Here is a 4,977-nt window from a genome sequence, read left to right as displayed (position 1 = left end):
ATATACCCACAGAATCGCCATCAGCAATAACCGCATCCTCAATATCCAGGGTGGCAAGGTTTCCTTCTTGTGGCGGGATTATGCCGACGATAACCGTCAAAAGACGATGACGCTCAAGGCTGATGAGTTCATCCGAAGGTTCCTGCTTCATGTTTTACCCGAACGCTATGTCCGGATACGTCACTTTGGTCTGTTGGCAAATAGAACCCGTAAAAACAACATCGCGTCATGCCATAAGATATTGGACGTAGAAAAAGAACCAAAAGAGAAGAAGCGGGAGACATGGCAGGAACAGCTCCTCAGAATCTGCGGGATCGATGTTAACGTCTGTCCTGTCTGTCAGAAAGGCAGGATGCACACAATAGAACGTCTGCTTCCCGTTAGGTGTAACAGCCCGCCGGAGTTTATACGATGAGCACCCTTTACCCCGCAAACTCCATATGGCCTGCTTCCTGCGAAAAGAGCACTCTTTTTCGACACGGTGTCCTATGTCCAAAAATCGAAGGTTCAACGATAATCGCATCAAGAATAGGACAATCCATAGCGTTCCCGGAGTCCGTCTCGAAGATTTTTCATTTCAAAACGACATCACCGACCCTGATTTCCTTTTTCTCTATAACAAAAAGTGGCCAAGTCGCAATTGAAACCCCATAGCTCATGGCACGCGGCTTAGTCCTTCAAGCGTCAATCCAAAATTGCATCAACACCTCAAACCTAAATCTGATTGTCTATTATCGCAACTTTGGATTGACGCTTATTCGTAATAGTGAGGGGATGATTGATTGTTTGTTAATCCTTGGGTCCGTAGTCCGAGTCCATACTGGCTCGCTGAGAAAGATGATAATGGGCAATGGGAAGAATATACATTTTTGCCGTAATCTTGGTTAGAATTCGTACATCTACTTCAGAAATCCTTAAAATCGTTTCACATGAACCAAGACCAATATGGAGACGAGGTTGCGTCATCTTTTCTTGCACCAGATGAGGGTCTTGCTACTAAATTTAACGATCTGCTTTAAGACCGTTTGAGCACATTTCTTCGTGAAAATCCTTTGCGGAATCAGGATGCCCCGCGGCTTCCCGTGTGATTTTGTACAATGGAGGGGTCAGTCGGACAACAGCGAATCTCATCAAAAAAGGGGGTCCTTTTTTCTTCAACGCATTTTACGGCATACAGGTAAAGCGCGGCGCTCCAGGTTTGCCAGTCCTGACCCATGGGTTTGCCGTCCTGGGCTTTCAGCCATTCGTTAAATCCAAAATCGACGTCCCCAGTATTGGAAATTTTTATATTATGAGTAAGCGCCACAAGCTTTTCCCTGGCGAGCGTGTATCTTTTGGCGGCAACCAGAGCTGCCACATAAAACCCGCATATAAAAGGCCATATACCTCCATTATGGTACTCTCCGGGTCTGTTATATTCTGAATATCGCACACGCCAGTCAGTATCTTCAGGTTTAATAAAGGGGAAGAAATTGGGCGGCAGATCAACCGCCAATGCGCCGCTTTCCCTCATTCCTGCACACTCCTCTTCGATCCAGGAAATTATTCTATCGGCCCGCGAGGGGGACGCTATTCCAGAGAGGATGGCAAGGCTGTTACCGAGCAGGTCGAACCGTTCGCTGCTATGGATCTTATATGACCAGAAAGCATAGTAGGGCTTATGTTTTACCACGAGACCTTCGTGAACATGACGGTGCATGATCCCGCCGGTAATCGTAAACCGGCTCATCTCACGGTTCACCCCGTCCGCTCTTTCGTGCCGACCCAGGAGCCGGAGATAGCTGTATACCAATGTATTAACATACAGACCATATCCAGGCACCCATTGTTCATCCCGCCAATCGCTTGTCGGCTGCTGTGCAACCAGGTACCGGTCCGAAGGGCTTTGGTACTCCATCCATTTCAGGGCTTTTTCAACCGCTTCCTCAAGAAAGTCCGATTCGCCTGATACCTTTCTGAAAATGCCAGCACCCAATAAAAACAAGGGGGTTGTATCACTTGCTCCACGGTCCTCTTTGTCATGCACCAGCGAAGGGATATGTCCATGCCCTGTCTGATTTTTTGCCAGTGTCTCCAATACTCTCCGAATACTATCCAGGAGCTTCTGATTCCCGGAAACTGCAACTCCCAGAATGGAAAACATCAGATCCCTTGTATATGGCTCCGGATATCCCCAGCCGGCAGTTCGTGGGAGTCCGTGGTATGGTCCATGGGAATTATGAAGCAGCACTTCAAGGGCGGCCGTCTTTGCATCTTCTATCTCTTGCCGGTTTGAGGTTTGCATGGTTAGACTACTTTATTCCCAATTTATCGTTCATTAGCTGCACAAACCTTTTGGCGACAACACGGTAATCAAAATGTTGAACTACACGCTCCCTAGCTGCTTTACCCATCTTTTCCCGCAATGCCGCATCAGTCATAAGATCCATCAAGTAGTTGGCAATATCATGAACACTTGCACGATAATCCACTGTCCGTGGGTCTTTAAATACAACCCTGTGTTTATCTTCAAAACCGGATTCATCACCAACGGTCACTTCGTTCACAACTACTTGCTGTGCCACATTTGCCAGGAATGCGGTTTCGCCATGAACAAGTGTATCGAGCATTCCCATGGCATTAATTCCTATTACCGGTTTTCCACAAGCGCCGGCTTCTACTTGCGGCATTCCGAATCCCTCGAGCCGCGAAGGGGCCGCATATATATCGCATGCATCTATCAGGTAGGGCATGAAATTACGTGAAATGATATTTGTCGTATAGATAACATTTTTTTCAATGCCCAGGGTTGTCGCTAATTCCAGATCGGCCAGATTCTGAAGTTTGGTTCTCGGCTGGGGCCATACCTTGCAGACATATTTCCAGTCGGGCGCTTTAGTATCAATAATAGCAAGCGCCTGCATCACCTCCTGTGCACCTTTTGATGCGGCGTCTCCGCCAACAGTGAGAACCATCAACTGATCGGGTGAGACCCCCAGCGATTCGCGCACAGACAAAACTTTCGGGTCATCCTTACTGAAAGGGGCAAAAACGTCCGTATCGCAGCCTATAGGCAATACTTCAATTTTATCGCCACTGATCCCATCGCGGACATACATCTCCTTTACCCAATTCGATGTCACCAGTATAAGTGGGAGAGCATTCAAAACTTCCTGGTAGTTTGCAATATAACCGTCGGCAACCAGCCATGGCACCGGCTGCACGCCATACCGTTGCGGGTGAAGCACTAATTGTGGCGTGTGCCCCCAATAACCTACACCAACAACAACATCCGGCTCAAACCAGCGATAGTACCATTCCTTCTCCTGCGCTGATTCGAAATTAACAGCATGGACATCGACACCTATTTCAAGAAGTCCCCTGTATAGGAGATCTCCCTGTGTTGCCAGCCCTCCGGGTGAAGGCGGGTAATCATATAGTACCAATACTTTCATGAGCGTTAATCTCCCTCCGACGTGTCGGGATCCGGTTTATGCTGAAACCCCTCCATTGTTAAGCCATTTTTCAGCATCGTCCGGATCAGTAAATTGCCAGAATGATTCTGCCTTCGGTGTTGTTTCTGCTTCAAAGCTGCTTTTTTCAAATCCGTATGTTTCCGTAATTATGCTGTATTTCCTACGCAATATCCGTTTCGTAAGTGTCCGGTAAAGAGGGGCGCTTTTCACAGGTCTGGGATAATATTCCTTATTGCCGTCCTCGTAAGCAAAGGCCCAAAATTCATTGGTAGAAATTTTACCGGCATGCCACAGTTTAATAACTGCCTCGCTTACTTCCTCATGCCGGATATGTCTTGTGTATTCTCCGGTTGGATTATGGGAAATTATCAGATCGAAACACTTTGGAGGTAATAAGTCCAGTATAGCAAGCTCAACCTCTTTTTTATCCAAAGGTTTCTGTTCAGGTCCGTCGTCGAGATCCCCCATGATTCCTTCTGATTTGAAAATTTTTAATGCATTGTAAAATCTGGGGGCCCGGTCTATATCGCTTCCCCTGCACAAGCAAACAATGAACCACTGCCATAACGGATGGCTCAGTATTGTTCCTCCGGTCCATAATGTTTCATCATCGGGGTGAGCAACGATCACAGCCACTGACTTTGCAATTTTGCTATTCATAGGCCTGTCCTGTTTAAGATTCTCTATCATAATATACTTCATAGAAGCCAAGAGATTCATGAATTCTCTACGTGTTGTGAAATTGAAAATAGTTGGACAAAAGCAACCGTGCCTCGGAAACGATCCGGTAATCATGGAGATAGACTTCTTCGTATTTCACGAGGTCCTTCTACAAAAAGGTTGTCACGGACACTATAACAACCATCCATCCTGATTCTGATGTCGGCATTCAAAAGAATGTTCTTAAATTCCTGATTCGTGAACGGAACACCTTGGTCAGAATTTAAAAAACCTAACCCGAAATTGCTCAAATTGAAAGTGAATTAGAAAATATAGATAAGAGGAAGCCCAAGACATTAAAAACATTTGGAGTAATAGAAAATGATGGATCAAGTTTGCTCTTAATTTTTATTGCTGATTGTCACTCATAATCTCCAACAAACAATCCAATTCAAGGGCGCACTTGCTGGTACCCTCCAAGAAGAAAAGCCGGGGCACTCAATATAAGTGTCCCAGCTTTTGAATTCTGGCTCGCCGAAAAAGATGATAATGGGCAATGGGAAGAAGATATCTTTTTGTCGTAACTTTGGTTAGAATTATTACAGCTACACCTACTGATCTTCACTCTTGACTGTCCCGAGAGATTACCCATTATTTATTGCTATACGTAACAAAATGATAGTTGACATTATATAGGTTAATGGTCATTATCTGTCTGTTTTTCCTGTTGGTTTAGGGGAAAAGGAGGCAGAGATGACTATATATTGTACAGTACCCACCAGCAACTCTTTTGAGAGTTGTCCGACGCGTTTTCAGTTTGAATCATATTCCGGCAGTAGCATAGAAGCGCTTCACGCGATTT

The 4,977-nt window shown here is 45.7% G+C and carries 4 protein-coding genes; 1 reads left to right on the top strand and 3 read right to left on the bottom strand.

Translation table 11 applies throughout. The annotated features are described in order from the left end of the window. On the top strand, nt 1-415 hold a 415-nt coding region (locus Q7J27_02655), incomplete at its 5' end, for a transposase (GenBank protein ID MDO9528041.1). Nucleotides 416-1,060: 645 nt separating this feature from the next. On the opposite strand, the gene Q7J27_02650 is transcribed toward Q7J27_02655, so the two are convergent. Genes Q7J27_02650 through Q7J27_02640 form a run of 3 tightly spaced genes read right to left on the bottom strand, consistent with a single transcriptional unit; the run spans nt 1,061 to nt 4,145 of the window. Then, nucleotides 1,061-2,284, bottom strand: coding sequence for a glycoside hydrolase 100 family protein (locus tag Q7J27_02650; protein MDO9528040.1), 1,224 nt, complete (start codon nt 2,282-2,284; stop codon nt 1,061-1,063). A gap of 7 nt (nt 2,285-2,291) precedes the next feature. Then, nucleotides 2,292-3,434: a glycosyltransferase family 4 protein gene (locus Q7J27_02645; protein ID MDO9528039.1), complete on the bottom strand. Its 1,143-nt coding sequence runs from the start codon at nt 3,432-3,434 to the stop codon at nt 2,292-2,294. Nucleotides 3,435-3,470: 36 nt separating this feature from the next. Continuing rightward, on the bottom strand, nt 3,471-4,145 hold the full coding sequence (locus tag Q7J27_02640; protein MDO9528038.1) for a PIG-L family deacetylase: 675 nt from the start codon (nt 4,143-4,145) through the stop codon (nt 3,471-3,473). Nucleotides 4,146-4,977 lie beyond the last annotated feature (832 nt).

The sequence above is a fragment of the Syntrophales bacterium genome (genome assembly GCA_030655775.1).
Classification (GTDB): Bacteria; Desulfobacterota; Syntrophia; order Syntrophales; family JADFWA01; genus JAUSPI01.
This window is presented reverse-complemented; position numbering and strand designations above follow the sequence as displayed.

Bases quoted from the DNA above. Each gene is read 5' to 3' on its own strand.
- Q7J27_02645 (MDO9528039.1), bottom strand. From the start codon at position 3,434: ATGAAAGTATTGGTACTATATGATTACCCGCCTTCACCCGGAGGGCTG.
- Q7J27_02640 (MDO9528038.1), bottom strand. From the start codon at position 4,145: ATGATAGAGAATCTTAAACAGGACAGGCCTATGAATAGCAAAATTGCA.
- Q7J27_02650 (MDO9528040.1), bottom strand. From the start codon at position 2,284: ATGCAAACCTCAAACCGGCAAGAGATAGAAGATGCAAAGACGGCCGCC.